Source organism: Filifactor alocis ATCC 35896 (assembly GCF_000163895.2).
Taxonomy (GTDB): Bacteria; Bacillota; Clostridia; order Peptostreptococcales; family Filifactoraceae; genus Filifactor; species Filifactor alocis.
The window spans coordinates 1,089,641-1,107,748 of record NC_016630.1 but is presented as its reverse complement, the minus strand read 5'-3'; the positions used below and the strand labels follow the sequence as shown (position 1 = coordinate 1,107,748).

Here is an 18,108-nt window from a genome sequence, read left to right as displayed (position 1 = left end):
AAGTTATAAAATAGTAATGGAAACTTTTTTCAAATTCCATAAAAGTGAATGTAGTGTCAGAAAAATAAAGATTGTGATTTTTGATATAAACGGAGATATCAATCTGAGTGAGAGGATATAAATTAGTGAATAAGATAGCAATTATAACAGATTCCACAACGGATATCTATCAAGAAGATTTGCAAAAAAATGAGAATATATTTGTCGTACCGATGCATATCACATATAATGACGGGAGAGAATTTCGAGATGGAGTAGATATTACATCCTCTCAAATTATAAAAGATTTGGATGAATTTCGTCCAAAGACAGCTTCCCCTTTGGGAGAAAATTTTGTCAAGACATTCAAAGAGATTAAAGAAGCCGGATATACTCATGTGGTAGGAGTGTTTTTATCGGAAGGAATCAGCGGAACTTATGCAAGTGCGATAGAGTTTGCAAAACTATTCGAAGAAGATAATTTCAAGATACAGATATTGCCGACCAAAGGTGTTTCTATGATTATAGGGCATCCGGCATTGGAGATGGCAAAGACAGCAAGAGAAACAGGTGATTTTGTGCAAACAGTTTCACTTGGCAAACAACTTTTGCAGAGAACATGTGTATATTTTGCAGTAGAGAGTTTGAAATACCTTATTTTGGGAGGAAGAATTTCAAAAGTTGAGGGAACAATCGCAGAAATGCTTGATATTAAACCGATTGTCGGAGTTAACCCGGAAGACGGGACATTGTCCTCTGTGGGCAAAGTGAGAGGACGAAAGCGTTCTATCAAAAAAGTTTTGGAAACATTCAAAGATGAAATCGGTACACAGGAAGTAGACAAAATTTTTGTCGTACATGGCGAACGGATGGAAGATGCAGAATATTTACAGGAACTGTTTCAGCAGGAATATCCGAATGCAGGAACGGAAATTCACTCCCTGAGTGCTTTGCTGACTGTACACACAGGACCCGGAACAATCGGTGCAGCAATATTTTTGAAATAAGAGATAAAAGGAAGATAGTTCATGAAAAAATTCGCAGGAATGATTTATACCATCTGTCTGTGGGTGGGTATTTTGTTAGTAATAGGCTCATTAGCTTATATAGGCTATACTTTCGCAAGGGTTCACGAACGAAAACATGCGATTGAAGAAAGCAGAGAACAGTTTGTGAAAACGGCAAAGGTTTCAGTGGAAAGTCATCCTGTTGATGAGACTGAGCCACAAGAGGTGCAACAACCGAAAGAGTATGAAAACGCAATCGGATATATTGAAATTGCAAAATTGGATATTGTTTTGCCGATATTCGAGGGAACAGGCTCTCAAGAATTAAGAGACGGTGTTGGCGTGGTAGAAGGAACAAGCATACCGACTGAACAGAAAAACACAGTAAGTGTAATCGCAGGACATCGTGGCGGATACAATGGAGCACAGACATTTTTGCATATTGATCAATTAGAAAAAGGCGATGAAATCAAGGTAACCACCAAAGAAAAAGAACTGATTTATCATGTGACGGGACAAGAAGTGATTGAGAGTACAGATTGGACAAAATTTACAAAAGAAAAGGATGAAACGAAATTGATTTTGTTATCTTGTCATCCTTATCCAAAAAATACCGACCGAATTTTAATTTATTCCAAATTAGCGGAAGTAAGAGAATTACAATAATAGACAGATTTTCTTTGACGGTTTTATTCTGTGTGAAAGAAAATGCAATATCAAAAAAACTCTTATTTGTCCGCTTTATAAGCAAAATCGGTTCCAATAAGAGTTTTTTATTGCTCAAAAATCAAGAAGAACTGATATGAAAAAATAGAAGAAAAAATTTTATTGGATAGGGGAACTAACAGTTTGAAATAACAGTTAGGAGAAAGTTAGAGCCGAAGATAGTGCATGGAAAACTCGGGAATAGGGACTTTAAAGAAGGAAAAAGATATCCTATATTCTGAAATTGCAGACATTTGAAAAGAAGTTGAACAATTGGATACATTCAGAAGCTGTATAGAGAAATGACTGCAAGGAAACAGAGAACTAACACAGGTCAACAAGTAACAGTTAGAGATCTATTAGAGCTATAAATAGAAGTTGAATTAGAGTATAATAATGATAATTGTTGAATGAAATCAATTTGAAGTTGTGGAGATAACAAAAATGAATATTATACTAAAAAATACCCCTGAAACATACAAAAAAATGGTGGATGAAATCATACCGCCATTACTTGAACTGTTGCAGGAATTGACTTTACTGGAAGAAGAAATTTTTAAGAGAAACCATGAACTGGATGTTGAAAAATCTATCTTGAATATTCCTTCCAATCAAATTCATCCGAAATGGAAAGAGCTTATGACAGAATATGAAAATCGTTTTGAAGAAATGATAACAGGGAAAGTAAGTGAGAACCTAATGTCAAAAGGCTATGCGACTCATTATGGGAATCCAAGCGAGTATTTTTATGTGAACCATGACGATTTTTTATTGGAATTCACCATGCAACAAGCAGACATGGCAGTTATTGTCATACACTATCAAGGAGCTGTTGATATGAAACATAAATTCATGATAAGACTGATAAATAAAAAATGGTTGGTAGATGAAAAATACTATGGTTTTGAAGATGAAACACTTTGGTATGAGGATAGTATTTGATTATAGATGAAACCGGAATTTATAGAAAAAGTCGAAATAAAGACTCCGGATGGTGTTTTGTTACCAATAGGATTTTGTTTCAGTCTATGAGAAGAGATTAAATAGATTCAACTTCAAACCAACGTGAGTTCGTTTATAAAAAACAACCTCATATTGAAATGATAGACATACAAAAAAGCATTAGAACAGAACATAAATGTAAAAAAACAAGAGAACTGATACCATGAGAAAGTTAGGAATTGGACTGTAAATAGAGATGGAATATGCAATAATATCCCTATATCAAGTGAAATAAATTTTGATTTTTAGGGAAGGATATGCTGAAATTGAAATCATGAATAAAATGAAATCATGCAAAAGATGAAAGGATTTGTAAGAGATGAGAGAAAATATGGAATTTGATTGTTTACAAGAGGAACCAAAGCTTATTTTGACCTATCCCCATAAGTCTAAATTTAATAAGATAGGCTTTTCAGTCTTTGTTTTATTAGGTTTTATTGTTCTGTGGGGATTGAAGAATCTTTTAAGTTATCATACTGATGTTTCAGATAAAATGATTGTAGGAATCGTACTGATTATTGCTCCAATTTTCATATGGTTTATGGGATATTATCTCTTCATAAATGGAGTGAAATTAGAAATTTATGAAAACAATGTTGTTAAATACTATACTTATGGAAGTAGAGGACGGAGTGTATTACATTTTAAATTTAAACTTGAAGATATAGAACAAATAAAAATGAAGAATCGTCCGTTTCATTGTCTGAAGCTGACCATAAAAATTAGGAATCCCATTTTTTATGGTTTGCATGAGAAGAAACTAAATAAGCTGACGAATGTAAGTATCATCATAGATAGAAAGAAATCGGATTTTTTTATGCAACAGATAGAACAATTTCACAGAAAACAAATCAATGAGTTAATTTAGCAAGTAAACTGATTAGCTGAAAAATTTTCAGTTCGTCTAATTGAATATATAGTAGTTTGAGAAACAGTAAATCTAAGGTTTACTGTTTTTTCTTTACTCAAACTTCAAGAGAAAAAGCATCCATAAATATAAAAAGGTACTTGATAAATATTTTCTATCACAATTGTAATATGAATCACTGATTGAAGTGATAATAAATATCTGTTTTTTTAATAATACGATGTTTTCATACACATACACGATATCTATATTTTATTAGTATAGAACTGTTCATGTTCCATGATTCCAACCTTTTATTTCGGCTATTTCAATAAGGATAAGATTCAATAGAGCATTTTACCAAATTTAAGGCAAATGAATCGGTTTTTAGTATCAGCATACGATATGAGAAAAACCTATTGTAATCAGACCTGCGACAATATTTCTGAAAAAATTCATATAACAGCATAGTATATTTTGACAAATAAGGAAGGAATTCTATAAAACTGTAATAACCTTGTAATTGAATTTTGTTAGGAAATCAAGTAGACTATATAATACCGTTCAAATAATTTATAGTATCATTTAGATACGTTATCATAGACAGGATAGTTTTTTAGAAAAGCGTAAGATTTTTTGTGAAAGAACAGGAGTGGTACCTGTTTGTAATACAGGAAGAGCAGAGAATTTGATGATAGAAAGGAAATTGGTATGAATTGGATTAAAAAATTGGGATGTTTATGTGCTGCGGTAATTCTTGCAACAGGAATAGAAACAATTTCTTCCTATGCGATTATGGACCGGGAAGTCTATGAGATTCCGCTCGGACAGGGAATGACTTTGAAAAAAATAAATGAAGTATATGACTCCGGCGTTCAAAAAATCAACATTGTAACAGCGGATTTGAACAATCCCAACATAAAGTTGGATTTGTTATTCAACAAAAACGGAATTGCAAAAAGAGGAAAATTGAGCAGTATGGTACAGCAGGAAAACAATGTTGTGGCAGCAATGAATGCGGATTTTTTTTCAATGACAGGCTCAGGGTTCTCTATCGGTGCAATGGTGAAAGACGGGAAACAACTTTCGACACCGCATTATCAACCGAATATATTCGGGACTGTTTTGGTGGACGGCAACCAAAAAGTGGCGATTCAATACATTAAGTCGGGAACTTACTTGAACAATACAACCAAAGGAATGACAACTGTTGCAAACTCTATCAATAAGCAGAACGGAGCCGGTAAAGGTGTCATCGTTTATACTTCAGAATATCGACCTACTACGTTGGGAGTGAATGGTACACGACCGAATTTGGTAGAAGTAATTGTCAAACAGGGTACTGTGATTGATGTGCGCATAGCACAGCCCGCAACCTATATTCCTACAGACGGATATGCCATTATTTCGGATACAGCTTCCGGCAGAGATTTGGCACAAAGATTCAGCGTAGGAGACAGCATTGAGTTAAAAACAGAAATTACGATGAATTATCCGGATACCAAGATGGCAGTAGGCGGAGGAAGTCTGTTGATTAAAGACGGTGTCGCAACAACGATTAGCAAAAAAGTCAGTGGAAAGAGTCAACGCTCCGCACTTGCCGTAACTTCAGATAACAAAGTACTGTTTGTTACAGTTGACGGTAGAGGCATGGATGGAGCAATCGGAATGACCGAGGCGCAACTACAACAATTTCTTCTTTCTCAAAATGTAAAAGATGCCATCGTGTTTGACGGTGGAGGTTCAACAGAACTGATTGTTGATTCCAAAGTAGAAAACAAAATTTCGGGAGAGCGTGCCGTTATCAACGGCGTGTCCTTAAAAAATATTGCACCGAAAGGAAATCCGACGACCATCAAAATAGTTCCGTTAGCCGGTTTGTTTGTGCAGGGAGAAAAAATTCCTGTTGCAATCAAGGTGTTTGATGAAAATGACAATATGCTGTCATCAGCATCAGTCTCTGTCTCCACACAAGGTGTGAGCGGAAATTATGACGGCAGAAATATGACATTCACCGGTGGAGGAATCGGACAAATCGTTGCACAATCCGGTGGTGCAAGCAGTAGTATGGCAGTAGAAGTTATCGGAACAAATCCGAACGACCCACGCAAAACGGCGAATCTGCAATCGCCGACCTTTGCAATGGTAACAGATACCTATTCGCAACAAGGCGATATCGCAACACAGGCAATCAGTGCAAAGTTACAACAAGAACTGGCACAGATTCCAAGTGTTGTGATGTTGGGAAATCGAGACAGCAGTTTATCCTCCAAGGTGAATACCGTTTCTTTTGCAAACGGTCAAGTTCAAACAGTCGGTAATACAAGTTTCTTATTGATGAATGGCTCAAACGGAAGTTTATCGGGACAGTGGGATATCATTCAACAGGCATTGAATCAACCTACAACCAACTTAGTAATTTGTATGAACAGCAAACTGCAAGTTTCCGGAAATTCCTTCGACATTTTCAGAAAAACAGTGCATCAGGCGTCTAAGACAAAAAATATCTATATCGTAGAAAAAAAGGGAGAATTTTCGAGTTATCAAGAAGGAAATATCAGTCGTATTTCCGTCAAAGACTTGAATGCATCAGGTTCGCAATTATCCGATATAAAATATCTCGTCTTCCAAGAAAACAACGGAGTATTGCAATATGAATTCAAGAGTCTTTTCCAATAGAATGATTGTGTTTGAAAGATAAAACTGAGAAATTACATTAAGCAATAAACTAAAAAAGCAATTCTTTAAGAGAGACAGTTCTCCCAAAGAATTGCTTTTTCTATATGTTACGATTACCTATTTTATTTGAACTCTATCATAACTTATTAAGAAATTGTTGATGATTTCATGGTTCCGCTACTTTATTTCAGTGATTACTATAATAATCAGCTATATTCATTTCGATGAATCTTATAAATATCTTTCCAATAAGGAAGAGAAATACATAAAACCATAATCCAAAGATGTGCCAATTCTGAAGTTTTTCCGTATCCGATAGCGAAGAGCAAAAGCGTAATAATCAAATTCGCATTGGCACTTTTGATTCTCTTAGGTTGTAACATTCTTTTGTCCTTATCATCCTTGGACAAGATATGTTTCAGAATAGAGATTCTAAAAATAAAAAGTACTCCCGCAATCAACACAATCGCAATCCAAAAGAGAGAAAGTTCAGTCTTGGTAATACCGTAGATTCGGATGAACCAGGTACAAGATAGGATAGCGGAAAGAATAGCAGGAACAAGATTTTTTTTGCGGGATTTATCAAAATAAAAATCCAAACTCAGCGCGACACACAAATTCAACGGATAGATAAAACTGGAAAAAATAAAAAGTAAAAAAGAGGTCAAAAACAGAATCACAAGTTCAAAGTTAGAGCTTTCCTCTCCGGAAGAGCGAGTCAATATTCTTGAAGTCCAAAGCAAAAACAGAGTACCCCACCAATATAATTCCCAGGGGAAACACAAAACACTTGCCGTCATCATCATAGTGAAGTAATAGTTAATCTGCATATCGGGAGATAATTCTCTGAGAAGTTTATAGGTGATGAGCAGTATCGTCATACGAGAGATACTAAAAAAAGCCGCATCCCACAAAGAATTTTTCAGAAGAACAAAAGAGAATCCGAAATATACGACACCGAAAAAGAGAAGAATCAATACATAATATTTTTCTTGCGGTAATTTTTTGGCATTCCATCGAATGATAGAAGGAGTATGTTTTTTTCCATATTGTAACAACTGATTCATAACAGTATCCTTTCATGTAATCTTGAGTTTGTAATGTTAGGTTTATCTATGACTATCAATTAAAATAAAATTTCATTGTTTGGGTGAAATCATAACATCAAAACAAAAATATAAGAGTATTATACTACAATCAGTTTGAATGATATAGAAAAACAAAAATAAATTTGAGATAATTTACAGTAATTGAAAACAGAACCTAAGAAATCTTTACACTTTGGAAGTTAAGAAGAGTTTTTAAGCGAGAAAAGATCATTTTTACCGCCCATAATTTGAGCTTTGTTTTTCTGAAAAGGCTTCATTAGATGGATAAATATTATGGACAATACCATTTGTGATGTATTGTTTTTTATTTTGCATTTGAATTGTTGTTGACAGAAAAAATCAGATGTTCTATAATAAAACCGGATTAGCACTCTATATCAAAGAGTGCTAACAAATCGACTGCAAAAAAGTTTGTGAAAAAACATAAAAGAACCATAATAGAGAGGGAGAGAAAAATGGAAAAAAGAGAGTTTCAGGCAGAATCCAAACGAATGATGGAATTGATGATTCATTCTATCTATACACACAAGGATATTTTTATTCGTGAATTGATTTCAAACGCAAGTGATGCCATCGACAAGATTTATTATGAAGCATTGACCAATGAAGAGTTGACATTCCAAAAAGAAAATTACTATATCGAGATTGTACCGGACAAAGAGAACAGACAACTTACTATCAAAGATACCGGAATCGGAATGAATCAGGAAGAATTGGAAAACAATTTGGGAGTTATTGCAAAAAGCGGTTCTCTTGCTTTTAAACAACAGGTCGAAAAAGAAGAGGAATATTCTATTATCGGACAGTTCGGAGTAGGGTTTTATTCCGCTTTTATGGTAGCTGATGAAGTGACTGTCTTGACCAAACGCTTGGGGGAAGACAAAGCATACCGCTGGCATTCTTCAGGGATAGACGGATATACCATTGAAGAGGCAAGTAAAGATGAAGTCGGAACAGAAATTATTATCAAATTGAAACAAAATACAGAAGACGAAAACTACGATGAGTTTTTGGATGAATACCATCTTAGAAGTTTGATTAAAAAACACTCCGATTTTATTCGATATCCAATCAAAATGGAAGTGAAGAAAAGCAGATTGAAAGAAGGAACCGAAAACGAGTATGAAGACTATACAGAAGTAGAAGTCATCAACAGCATGATTCCTATTTGGAGAAAGAACAAAAGTGAATTGACAGACGAAGATTACGAAACCTTCTACCACGAAAAACACTACGGTTTTGATAAGCCGATGAGTCATCTTCACTTGAAAGTAGACGGAATGGTACGATATGACTCCATCCTATACATTCCGACACAAATACCGTTCAACTACTATACACCGGACTATGAAAAAGGTTTGGAACTGTATTCCAACGGCGTGTTGATTATGGAAAAATGTGCAGACCTCTTACCTGATTACTTCAGTTTCGTAAAAGGAATGGTAGATTCAGAAGACCTGTCTTTGAATATTTCAAGAGAAATGTTGCAACAGGACAAGCAACTGAAAATGATTGCAAAAAATATCAAAAACAAAATCAAATCAGAGTTGGAACAACTACTGAAAAATGACAGAGAACGCTACGAAACATTCTTCAAAGAATTCGGAAGACAGTTGAAATTCGGTGTATACAGCGACTTCGGAGCAAACAAGGACACCTTACAGGAATTGTTATTGTTCTACTCCTCCTTGGAAGATAAGTTCGTCACATTAGAAGAGTATGTCAGTCGTATGAAAGAAGAACAAAAATATATCTTCTATGCAGTGGGCGGAAGTATCGAACGAATCAAAAAATTACCACAGACAGAAATGGTGTTGGACAAAGGATACGAAATTTTGTATTTGACAGAAGATGTAGATGAATTTGCACTGAAAATGTTGCAACAATATCAAGAAAAAGAATTTAAGAATGTTTCTGCCGGAGATTTGGGACTGGAAGAAGAAAACAAAGAAGAATCCGTTGCAACGGAAGAAGAAAAAACACTGTTCCAAAAAATGCAATCCGTTTTGGGTGACAAAGTAAAAGAAGTAAAAACTTCCTCCCGATTGAAACAGCATGCCGTTTGTTTGGTAAGTGACGGAGAAATTTCTATCGAAATGGAAAAAGTATTGAGCGCAATGCCGGGAAACGGAGGATTGAAAGCAGAAAAAATATTGGAAATCAATAAAAATCATCCGATTTTTGAAAAACTGATGAGTCATATCGATGACGAAGAAAAACTGAACCAATACACCAACCTATTATATCAACAAGCAAGATTGATTGAAGGATTGCCAATCGAAGATCCGGTAGAGTTTGCGAACCAAATCTGTGAATTGATGTAAGGATAAGGAAAATCGGTTTATCAGTGCGACTATTTGATAAAAACTTGAGTTTGTCGGAAGATAGGCGTCACATAATTGATACTGTAAGATTGGTACCATAGTAAGAACAGTGTTGAAAATATACAAAAGAGATATAAATACAAAAATTACAGCAGAAAAAAGAAAGTATAAAACACCTTGATGATGTCATCAAAATAAGAGAAAAGAATAAAGACAATATCCCGCAGTGATTCAACCATATTTTCAATCGTATACAAAAATTTCATATCTATACAAAACGGATTGTAATCAGAACTTTTTAGAGAGCAATCCGTTTTATTATGTTTATCAGTTATTTCGCTTACCGACTATCCTGATTTCAAGTTGCGATTCACAGTTTAAAACCTCACTCCGTTATTCTGCTCATACCACTCACTGATTCAAATTATAGCAAAAATCTACCTTTTAGAATACGATACCAAACTAATAAACAGACAGAAAAGGACAGAATAGAATCAAACGTTCATTTTGCATAAAAAACAGAATAAATTGGAAGAAATGTAAAAAATAATTAAAAAATTTATTTTTTTATTATTTTTAAAATAAAATATGATATACTGTAAAAGTTAAACGAGAGTGTATCGCAATAACAAGTTTTGGAACAAGCGATACAATACAAAAGATATATAAAGATAGGTTCGATATCAATGCAAATTGCATTCAGATATAACAAAGAGGGAGAGCGGAACAAGACAAAGTTGCCGATTCCCCTCAAAAAATCATTAACAAAGAGAACTCGCTCAAATAAAAACAACAAAGATTGTGGCAAAAAACATAGAATAAGAGCGAAAAATCTCAAAATGCAAAAAACGAAGGAGATGTACTTATGTCAAAACAGAAACATATCGCAATCAAAGCGAGCAAAAAGAGCATATCAAGTATGATACTCAGTATCTTGATGTTGCTTAGTGTAATTCCTCTGCATTCATCAACAATTTTTGCAGAGAGTACAAAAAAGACCGTTATGAACGGAACAGAAAACATTTCAAAAAATGATTCTATTTGGTTTGGAATACGAGGAAAAGATTTAACTGATGCGGGTAGTGAAATCCAATGGAGAGTATTGGATACCAACACGAATATAGGAGAAGATGGACTCTTCCTGTTAAGTGAAAAGTTGATTGGAAAAACACCCTTCCACAATCCCTCGTTCCCAACCCCCCCAAGCAGAAGATGGCAGGGAAGCGATGCACAGAAATGGTGCAAAGACTTTAGCGGAGAAAACGGAAATGAGGATTTTAAATCCTTGACCGCACAAGAATTGGCTGCAATTAAACCGACAACTGAAAGTAATCCCAAAGACATAGCGCCTGATGCGCCTCTTCATCCTGTAAAAGAGTATGCTCTAAATGGAGATAAAGTATTCTTCCTATCAGTAGGAGAAGCTGGAACATATTTTCAAAAAGATGATGAAAGAATAGCAGATGACGGAAAAAATCCTGAAAAATGGTGGCTGCGTTCTCCTTATAAGACTTTACCAATACGGGTTATGATAGTTAAAGAGAATGGTGGTATTTATAGAGCAAAAATGAGAGAGGAATTGTCGGTTCGTCCTGCATTTAACTTAGATAAGGAAAAAGTATTATTTACTTCACCCGCTAAGGATGTAAAAAAAGGTATGGTAGCAGAAGAGGGCAAACTCAAGGCTGTGGAAGATACCGATACAACAGAATGGAAACTGACCTTGAAAGATGATAGCAGAAACGGATTTAATTTAGATACTGGTGATGGAAAAAAAGTAACCATAGCAGGGAACACTCTGACTATTCCATATAAAAATGCCACAACCGGAACAAATGAATATATCTCCGCAGTAGTAGAAAAGAATGGAAGTATCACTCATTACGGAAGATTGAAAGCTGTAGAAAATAGCAATACAGACAAAAACGGAGAAGTAACTGTCCAATTGCCTGACAATTTTGATAAATTGTATCTTATCAATGAACAGTTGAACGGAGATAAAAAAACAGACTACAGCAGTAAAAAAGTAGAAGTTAAAATACCGACAAAGCATAAGATTACAGTAATAGACGGAACAACAGATAAAATAACAGCAGCAGAAGGTGAGCAAGTAAGAGTAACTGCAATACAAAAGGAAAACAAAGTTTTTGATAAATGGGAAGCAAACGGTATTCAATTGACAGAAGAACAAAAAACATTAATAGAGATTACGTTTACAATGCCTGACAAGCCTGTGACATTAACCGCAAAATTTAAGGATAAACCTGCACAACCGCAAGAGTATACTGTTACAATGGATACCGACGGAAACGGAACAGCAAAATCAATGGTGGGTGGAGCAGAAGTAACAAAAGCAGAACAAGGCAAGGAGGTAACCATTACCGCAACACCGGACAGAGGATACACATTTGATAAATGGGAAGTAATAAGTGGAGGTATTCAGGTTGCTGATGAAGATTCTGCAACAACAACATTTACAATGCCTGACAAAGATGTAGAAGTTAAAGCACATTTTAAACAAGGACAACAACCACCACAACCACCACAACCACCACAACCACAGCCAACAAAACACAATATCAAACTGACAGATGACGGAAACGGAACAGCAAAATCAATGGTGGGTGGAGCAGAAGTAACAAAAGCAGAACAAGGCAAGGAGGTAACCATTACCGCAACACCGGACAGAGGATACACATTTGATAAATGGGAAGTAATAAGTGGAGGTATTCAGGTTGCTGATGAAGATTCTGCAACAACAACATTTACAATGCCTGACAAAGATGTAGAAGTTAAAGCACATTTTAAACAAGGACAACAACCACCACAACCACAGCCAACAAAATATAAAGTCCAACTAACAAATGATGGAAACGGAACAGCAAAATCAATGGTGGGTGGAGCAGAAGTAACAAAAGCAGAACAAGGCAAGGAGGTAACCATTACCGCAACACCGGACAGAGGATACACATTTGATAAATGGGAAGTAATAAGTGGAGGTATTCAGGTTGCTGATGAAGATTCTGCAACAACAACATTTACAATGCCTGACAAAGATGTAGAAGTTAAAGCACATTTTAAACAAGGACAACAACCACCACAACCACAGCCAACAAAATATAAAGTCCAACTAACAAATGATGGAAACGGAACAGCAACAGCATCTTCGTCACAAGCAGAACAAGGCAAAAAAGTGACCATTACCGCAACGCCGGACAGAGGATACAAATTTGATGAATGGAGAGTGCTAAGCGGAGGAATTAGACTTCGTGATAAAGATTCTGCAACAACGACATTTACAATGCCGAACAGAGATGTGGAGATTAAAGCATATTTCAAAAAGAAAAGTAGTGAAGGAAGTTCACACGACGCTGAATACTATAACATTACCACAAAGACAGATAAACACGGAACTGTAGAAGCGAGAAGCAAGGCAAGAGAAGGAACAGAGGTATCTGTAATCGTAGATCCCGACAAAGGATATAAACTGGACGAGATAACTGTTACAGACAGAAGAGGAAGAGATATCACAATCAAAGAAACAAACAGAGAAAACAGATACAAATTCACAATGCCTGCACGAGATGTTACGGTTGAAGCAACATTCAAACAAATAAAACAAGAACAACCAAGCAAGCCGACAACACCTCCAACAATACCTCCGACAAACAATAACAAACCGACAGAAAACAATATTATTAAAAAACAGCAAACAACGGTCTTCACAATTGGAAGTAATATTATGACCGTAATCACAGACGGAAAAGCAACACAAACAACAATTGATGCGAAACCGTTCCTAAGCCAAGGAAGAGTAATGATACCTGTAAGATATGCCGCAGAAAGTTTGGGAATGCAAGTAGAATGGAACAAGCAAACACAAACAGTGGTATTGAAAGACAGAGAAAATACAGTGATGATACCAATCAAAACAAACAAAATCATTGTAGGAAATCAAGAATACACAAGTGATGTAACACCGATATTAAAAAACGGAAGAACTTATTTGACCATCAGCAATATAGCCAAAGCACTCCGAATGAGAGCCGGACAAGATGTGAAATGGGACAACAAAATAAAACAAGTTACAATCATCAAAGAAGTAGAAGTGAGATAAGCAAGTCTACAGAACAGAGTTGTGTTCCAAATGAGTTTACAATAAAGTTCCGACAGAAAAAGAAAAATGAATCAAAGTAAGATGAAAGGGTGTCATTGTAATCAATGGCACTCTTTTTAGATAAAAGTATAGGAAAACATGTTAAAGTTGTTTAATGCTATTCTCCGTTTAAAATGCTTGGTATGGAGAATGTACAATTGCTGAAAAATAATTTGAAGAATCATATAGTTCAAAGCATTCAATCTAATAGCTAATAGTATAAGAGAAAAGTATTCACAGATATTGTATGAGACAGTAAAGAATATTATCGGAAACAGGTAATTTTTGAGAGATTGTCAAAAAATTTGTATTTGTGTGATAAATTCTTCCTATAAAATCAAAAAAACATCTTGCAAAAATAACAGTTTTCTATTAAAATAGTGAGCAATCTTCTTTACAGGGACGGATTTTGAAAGAACTTTCCGGTAGAGGAGATACAGTAAGAAAAGTGATATAGAAAATATAGCGATGACGAGGACTGTTTTGCAAGGTAAAAGGAGAAACAGAGAGTTTTTGGTCGGTGAAAAAAAACAACTCTTTCTTGTAAATGTATCCCCTCGGAGCTAAGAAGCTGAACAGAATCGGTAAGCTTTTTCGGTTGACCTCGTTATCGGTTGTAAAGTGGCAGTTATTCGAAACTTTTTGTATCAAGTTTTGTCGAAGAGATAGCTGCAATAAGGGTGGTACCACGGAATATTCGTCCCTGCACAAGCTGTGTAGGGATTTTTTTATGGATAAAAACAGATAAGATTCCTTACAGGATGCGTTGTAAGTATAAAATTTAAGAAAGGAAGTGTCATTTTTGAGCAAATTTGAACATTTGAAAACAGGAAATATTGCAGAAAACGAAAAAGCAATCAGTGCTTATTGGAAAGAAATTGATTTATTGCATCAATGTGTGTCACAAAGAGAAGACGGAAAGCAGTTTGTGTTTTTTGAAGGACCACCGACAGCAAACGGAAAACCCGGAATTCACCACGTTATTGCAAGAACATTGAAGGACTATGTATGTCGATACAAAACCATGCAAGGCTATCAGGTAAAGAGAAAAGCAGGTTGGGATACACATGGTTTGCCGGTAGAAATCGAAGTAGAAAAAAGACTTGGATTGAACGATAAAACAGAGATTGAATCTTATGGAATCGAAGCGTTCAACAAACAATGTAGAGAGTCTGTATTTGAGTATGAAGGTCTTTGGAGAGATATGACGGAGAGGATGGCATATCTGATTGACTTGGATGATCCGTATATCACATTGAATGATGAGTATATTGAATCCGTTTGGCATATTTTGGATAAGATGTATAAGGAAGGATATATTTATGAAGGACATAAGATTCTTCCGTACTGTCCTCGTTGCGGAACAGGTCTTGCATCTCACGAGGTTGCACAAGGATATAAGGAAATTAAATCAAATACCTTGATTGCAAAATTCAAATTAGCCGGAAAAGACAATGAATATTTCCTTGCTTGGACAACGACACCTTGGACATTGGCATCCAACGTTGCGTTGACCGTATCTCCGACAGAAACTTATGTCAAAGCAAAACAAGGCGAAGAAATCTACTATCTATCCAAAACTCTTGCACCGAAGGTATTGGGAGAAGATTTCGAAGTTTTGGAAGAAGTGTTGGGAACGGACTTGGAGTACATGGAATACGAACAGTTGATGCCGTTTGTGAAACCTGACAAAAAAGCGTTCTTTGTGCTTGTAGGAGATTTCGTTACCACGGAAGACGGTACAGGAATTGTTCATACCGCACCCGCATTTGGGGAAGATGACTACAATGTCTGCAAAAAATACAACCTTCCTGTTCTTCAACCTGTAAATGATGAAGGTAAATATGTAGGAACACCTTGGGACGGAAGATATGTTATGGAAGAAGGGCTTGATGTTGAAATCATCAAGTATTTGGGTTCAGAAAACAAAATCTACAAAAAAGAAAAAGTAGAGCATAATTATCCACACTGCTGGAGATGTGCTACACCGCTTCTTTACTATGCAAAACCGAGTTACTATATCGAAGTGACTAAATTTAAGGATAAATTGATTGAAAATAACAATGAAGTAAACTGGTTCCCGGATTATGTAGGAGAAAAAAGATTCGGAAACTGGCTTGAAAACCTAAATGATTGGGCAATTTCCCGTTCAAGATATTGGGGAACTCCTCTAAATATATGGAGATGTGAATGTGGACATGAAACGACAATCGGTTCTCGTAAAGAGTTGAAAGAAAAAGCAATTGAAACAATCGATGAAACGATTGAATTGCACCGTCCGTATGTAGATGATGTACACATTGAATGTGAACATTGTAAGAAACCGATGACAAGGGTAAAAGATGTTGTCGATGTGTGGTTTGATTCGGGAGCGATGCCGTTTGCTCAACATCACTATCCGTTCGAACACAAAGATGATTTTGACGGATTGTTCCCTGCCGACTTTATTTGTGAGGGAATTGACCAAACAAGAGGATGGTTCTATTCATTGCTTGCAATTTCCACCTTTATGACAGGAAAGACACCATACAAGAATGTGTTGGTAAATGACTTGATTTTGGACAAAGACGGTAAAAAAATGAGTAAGTCCAAAGGAAATACCGTTGATCCGTTCGCATTGTTCGACCAATACGGTGCGGATGTATTGCGTTGGTATTTGCTATATGTTTCTCCGCCGTGGGTTCCGACAAGATTTGATGTAGAAGGATTGAAAGAAGTGCAAAGTAAGTTCTTCGGAACGATTAAGAATGTGTACAACTTCTTTGTGTTATATGCAAACACAGATGAAATCAATCCGAGAGAATTCTATGTAGAACCAAAAGACAGAGCGGAATTGGATTGTTGGATTTTATCTAAATTCAATCGTTTGAAACAAGAAGTAGAACAAGACTTGGCAGTGTTTGAAGTAACAAAAGTCGTAAGAAATATTCAAGATTTTGTCAACGAAGATTTGTCCAACTGGTATATCCGTCGTTCAAGAAGAAGATTCTGGGAGACAGGATTGACAGAGGATAAAAAATCCGTATACAATACCACTTATGAAATTTTGGTAGAATTGTCACAAATGATAGCGCCGTTTGCACCTTACTTGTCAGAAGAAATGTATCGCAACTTGACAGGTAATTTATCTGTTCACTTATCCACTTATCCTGTATGTGATGAAACAGTGTTAGATACAGCGTTAGAAGAAAAAATGGATTTAGTGAAGAATTTGGTAACACTTGGAAGAGCATCCCGTGAAAAAGTAAAAATTAAAGTTCGTCAACCAATCCAAAAAGTGTTGGTAGATGCATCTTATGAAGAAATCATGGGAGATTTGGTTCCTTTGATGAAAGAGGAACTGAATGTGAAGGAAGTTGTATTCTCATCAGACCTTCAACAATATATCAGCTACCGGTTGAAACCGAACCTTCCTGTATTAGGACGTTTGCTTGGTGCAAAGATGAGATTCTTCCAAAAAGAATTGGCACAACTTGATGCCAAAGAAGTGGTAGAATCACTTCACTTAGGAAAAGAAGTAACAATGAACTTGGACGGAGAACCGTTCACTTTGTCCGAAGAGCATGTGTTGATTACAATTGATTCCAAAGAGGGATTCGATGTAGAATCAAACGAAGGCTTGTTCATTATTTTAGATACTCAATTGACAGATGAGTTGATTGAAGAAGGTTTTGTGCGTGAGTTTATCTCTCGTATCCAACAAATGAGAAAAGCAAACGATTATGAAATGATGGATCATATCCGTATCTTCTATACTGCGACAGAAACTTTGACCAAGGCAATCAAAAATCATGCAGAGTTTATCAAATCGGAAACATTAGCGGATGAATTGGTATGTGAAGCAAAAGAAGGAATGAAAGAAGAAACATTAAACGGAGAAGCAACATCCTTGTTTGTTGAAAGAGTATAACTTGCGAAACAGAGTTTAGCATCATTCAGCATACTGAGAGAAGAAAGAAAGCATCAGCACTGTGAATTTTGTTATGGATATCAAAGATTACTGTTCTGTGAAAAGCTGATGAAACACAAGAAGTACAATCTATATTCTCAAAAAATGATAAAAACAGAAAAACTGCCCTTTTCAAGAAAATTTTGAAGTGGGGCAGTTTTTTATGATTTCCCAATAAGAAGAATTTATAAGAAACACTATTCCAAAATGTAGACATCATATAGATTGGAATAAGAGAGTAAAACATCATATCATAAAAAAGCAGATGTCTATTATTATTTTAATTAGGGATTAGTATTATTATGAGTTATGTATGTTTTACAGACTTTTTTTATATAGATTCCAAAAATA

9 protein-coding genes and 1 other annotated feature are annotated in these 18,108 nt (G+C 35.6%); of the genes, 8 read left to right on the top strand and 1 reads right to left on the bottom strand.

Annotation, left to right across the window (positions count from 1 at the left end):
• Positions 1–125 precede the first annotated feature (125 nt).
• From HMPREF0389_RS04850 to HMPREF0389_RS04830, 5 genes are all read left to right on the top strand, one after another.
• The gene (locus HMPREF0389_RS04850; protein WP_169308505.1) at positions 126–986 is read left to right on the top strand and encodes a DegV family protein; all 861 of its coding nucleotides are present in this window, start codon (positions 126–128) and stop codon (positions 984–986) included.
• Positions 987–1,007: 21 nt separating this feature from the next.
• Positions 1,008–1,652, top strand: coding sequence for a class C sortase (locus HMPREF0389_RS04845; protein WP_014262575.1), 645 nt, complete (start codon positions 1,008–1,010; stop codon positions 1,650–1,652).
• Positions 1,653–2,135: 483 nt separating this feature from the next.
• Positions 2,136–2,633 carry a hypothetical protein gene (locus HMPREF0389_RS04840; protein ID WP_041250815.1) on the top strand — a complete coding sequence of 166 codons (498 nt, stop codon included), beginning with the start codon at positions 2,136–2,138 and terminating at the stop codon, positions 2,631–2,633.
• A gap of 379 nt (positions 2,634–3,012) precedes the next feature.
• Positions 3,013–3,561, top strand: a complete 549-nt coding sequence (locus tag HMPREF0389_RS04835; RefSeq protein WP_014262573.1) for a hypothetical protein — start codon at positions 3,013–3,015, stop codon at positions 3,559–3,561.
• Between the two features lie 690 nt (positions 3,562–4,251).
• Positions 4,252–6,219 (top strand): phosphodiester glycosidase family protein, encoded by a 1,968-nt coding sequence (locus HMPREF0389_RS04830; RefSeq protein WP_014262572.1) that lies wholly within the window; start codon positions 4,252–4,254, stop codon positions 6,217–6,219.
• Positions 6,220–6,425: 206 nt separating this feature from the next.
• Here HMPREF0389_RS04830 and HMPREF0389_RS04825 read toward each other — a convergent pair whose 3' ends face one another.
• Positions 6,426–7,286 (bottom strand): hypothetical protein, encoded by an 861-nt coding sequence (locus HMPREF0389_RS04825; protein ID WP_014262571.1) that lies wholly within the window; start codon positions 7,284–7,286, stop codon positions 6,426–6,428.
• A gap of 497 nt (positions 7,287–7,783) precedes the next feature.
• On the opposite strand from HMPREF0389_RS04825, the gene htpG reads away from it, so the two are divergent.
• The 3 genes from htpG (at position 7,784) to ileS (ending at position 17,718) form a co-directional block, all read left to right on the top strand.
• Positions 7,784–9,652 carry a molecular chaperone HtpG gene (gene htpG, locus HMPREF0389_RS04820; RefSeq protein ID WP_014262570.1) on the top strand — a complete coding sequence of 623 codons (1,869 nt, stop codon included), beginning with the start codon at positions 7,784–7,786 and terminating at the stop codon, positions 9,650–9,652.
• Positions 9,653–10,517: 865 nt separating this feature from the next.
• Positions 10,518–13,769, top strand: coding sequence for an InlB B-repeat-containing protein (locus HMPREF0389_RS04815; protein WP_014262569.1), 3,252 nt, complete (start codon positions 10,518–10,520; stop codon positions 13,767–13,769).
• 498 nt (positions 13,770–14,267) lie between these two features.
• Positions 14,268–14,516 (top strand) — a binding site (T-box leader).
• A 94-nt stretch (positions 14,517–14,610) separates the two neighbouring features.
• Complete coding sequence (gene ileS / locus HMPREF0389_RS04810) at positions 14,611–17,718, top strand: isoleucine--tRNA ligase (RefSeq protein ID WP_014262568.1); 3,108 nt, start codon at positions 14,611–14,613, stop codon at positions 17,716–17,718.
• Positions 17,719–18,108 lie beyond the last annotated feature (390 nt).

What these genes read in the sequence shown, in the direction of transcription:
- HMPREF0389_RS04840 (WP_041250815.1), top strand. Translation starts at nt 2,136, where the DNA reads ATGAATATTATACTAAAAAATACCCCTGAAACATACAAAAAAATGGTG.
- HMPREF0389_RS04830 (WP_014262572.1), top strand. Translation starts at nt 4,252, where the DNA reads ATGAATTGGATTAAAAAATTGGGATGTTTATGTGCTGCGGTAATTCTT.
- HMPREF0389_RS04835 (WP_014262573.1), top strand. Translation starts at nt 3,013, where the DNA reads ATGAGAGAAAATATGGAATTTGATTGTTTACAAGAGGAACCAAAGCTT.
- HMPREF0389_RS04845 (WP_014262575.1), top strand. Translation starts at nt 1,008, where the DNA reads ATGAAAAAATTCGCAGGAATGATTTATACCATCTGTCTGTGGGTGGGT.
- HMPREF0389_RS04825 (WP_014262571.1), bottom strand. Translation starts at nt 7,286, where the DNA reads ATGAATCAGTTGTTACAATATGGAAAAAAACATACTCCTTCTATCATT.
- HMPREF0389_RS04815 (WP_014262569.1), top strand. Translation starts at nt 10,518, where the DNA reads ATGTCAAAACAGAAACATATCGCAATCAAAGCGAGCAAAAAGAGCATA.
- htpG (WP_014262570.1), top strand. Translation starts at nt 7,784, where the DNA reads ATGGAAAAAAGAGAGTTTCAGGCAGAATCCAAACGAATGATGGAATTG.